This window comes from Microcystis sp. M53603_WE2 (assembly GCF_030065435.1).
In genome coordinates this window covers 1-1594 of the sequence record NZ_JASJFF010000581.1, presented here as the reverse complement: position 1 = coordinate 1594, position 1594 = coordinate 1, and the positions used below count along the sequence as shown (strand labels likewise).

Below are 1594 nucleotides of genomic sequence, written 5' to 3'. Positions count from 1 at the left end.
CCCCAATAAGCCCGCTAAAACCCCCAAAAGGCAATAAATGGGTATTTCTTGGGCAGAGAAGCTAATATTGGCATATTCAGTGATGATCGAGGGGGTATTCTGCAGCATCATCGAAACCACGGCCCCGGTAAAGGAAGCCACAATCGCCGTTTCTAGGGTCATACTGGAGACATCGCGCATTAATTCCTCGATCACAAAGAGGACGCCGGCGATGGGAGTAGTAAAACCGGCGGCTAACCCCGCGGCTGCCCCGGCTGCGATCATCTGACGACGGTGATCGGGACTGGTGGGCAGCCAGACGCTTAATTGGGCCGCTAGGGCTGCTCCGATGTGTACCGTAGGGGCGCGACGACCAAGGGTTAAACCACCGCCAAGGATCAGGATCGCCCCGATCATTTTTACTAGGGCGACCCGCCAAGACAGGGGCAAAGGATATTTAGCTAAGGCCGCTTTTACTTGGGGAATACCACCCCCGGCGGCCGCGGGGGAGAAGTGTTCGACAATCCAACCGGCACTGTAACCGAGCAGAAAACCGCCGAGGGGCAAAACTAGGAAAGGAGAGGAATTGGCTACTAGATGCACCCGCCAACCACCTAACCAACCGATACCCAATTTCAGGATAATAGCGGCAAGGGCGGAGAGAATTCCGATTAAACAGGCTACCAGTAAAGCATAGCGACTATCGGTTGCGCTACGTCCGAAGTGTTGGGATTTAAACCACTGACGGAGGTTTTGGTGACGGGCAAAAAGTCCCATAATTATCAGGGAGAATCAAGGCAATGGCGGAGCGAGGATTTATTTAGGGTTCTGATTCCTCGTTTCTTTAATCATAGGCCGTTAAGTTCTGTCACCGTTCACCTTGTTGCTACCAGTGGCCCTAATAGTAGTTTTTCTATCGATGGGCTAGGATCAAAGGTTGTCCCTGTCTTTGAGCGGAGGGTATTTTAAAGTTTCAAGAGAAATATAATCAGATATAGTCAAGCATGGCAATATGTGGACAGGAAACTATCAGACTAGGCAAAAAAAACAGGAATAAGTTATCGAACGGCTTGGAGGTGGTGGAAACAAGGGAATTTAACAGGCTATCAATTGCCTTCTGGTACAATTATCATAACGGATGACAACCATTCAAAACCCGACTTGATAGCTGGCACTTATGCAAGAGTTTCCAGCGCCGAAAATAAAGACAATCTAGATAGACAAGCTGACCGATTAAAAGATTATGCTGTTGCTAGAGGCCACAAAATCTACAAAGTTGTCGAAGAAGTAGGCAGTGGGATAATCGCCAACAATTAGCCAAAATTCTAGTTGACCCCAATTATGTTGGTTCAATAATTTTTATCCCTGCTCTAAATTCCCGCAGTGCTTGAGCATGATTTTCTGTATTAATACAACGCATCAATAAACCTACATCTAAACTCGGTAAAAGTTGCGATTTACTAACAGCTTCATATCCCTCATTTCCTAAACTATAAAACAATAACTCATCATTCGTCCAAAACCAAACTTCAGGAATTTGTAACCGTTTGTATGCTTCCAGTTTATTAATTCCTCCACTACTAACAACCACCTCAATCACTAAATCAGGATGTTT

The 1594-nt window shown here is 46.3% G+C and carries 2 protein-coding genes and 1 pseudogene; 1 reads left to right on the top strand and 2 read right to left on the bottom strand.

Annotated elements, in window-relative coordinates:
- Nucleotides 1-756, bottom strand: a 756-nt coding sequence (locus tag PX481_RS12210; RefSeq protein WP_288094652.1) for a chloride channel protein, incomplete at its 3' end; no start/stop codon positions are given.
- Nucleotides 757-1146: 390 nt separating this feature from the next.
- Between PX481_RS12210 and PX481_RS12205 the strand changes: the two are divergent.
- A pseudogene (locus tag PX481_RS12205) lies at nt 1147-1281 on the top strand (recombinase family protein); the annotation flags it as partial.
- A gap of 37 nt (nt 1282-1318) precedes the next feature.
- Here PX481_RS12205 and PX481_RS12200 read toward each other — a convergent pair.
- Nucleotides 1319-1594 (bottom strand): Uma2 family endonuclease (locus PX481_RS12200; RefSeq protein ID WP_288094651.1); only part of this gene is annotated, 276 nt, incomplete at its 5' end.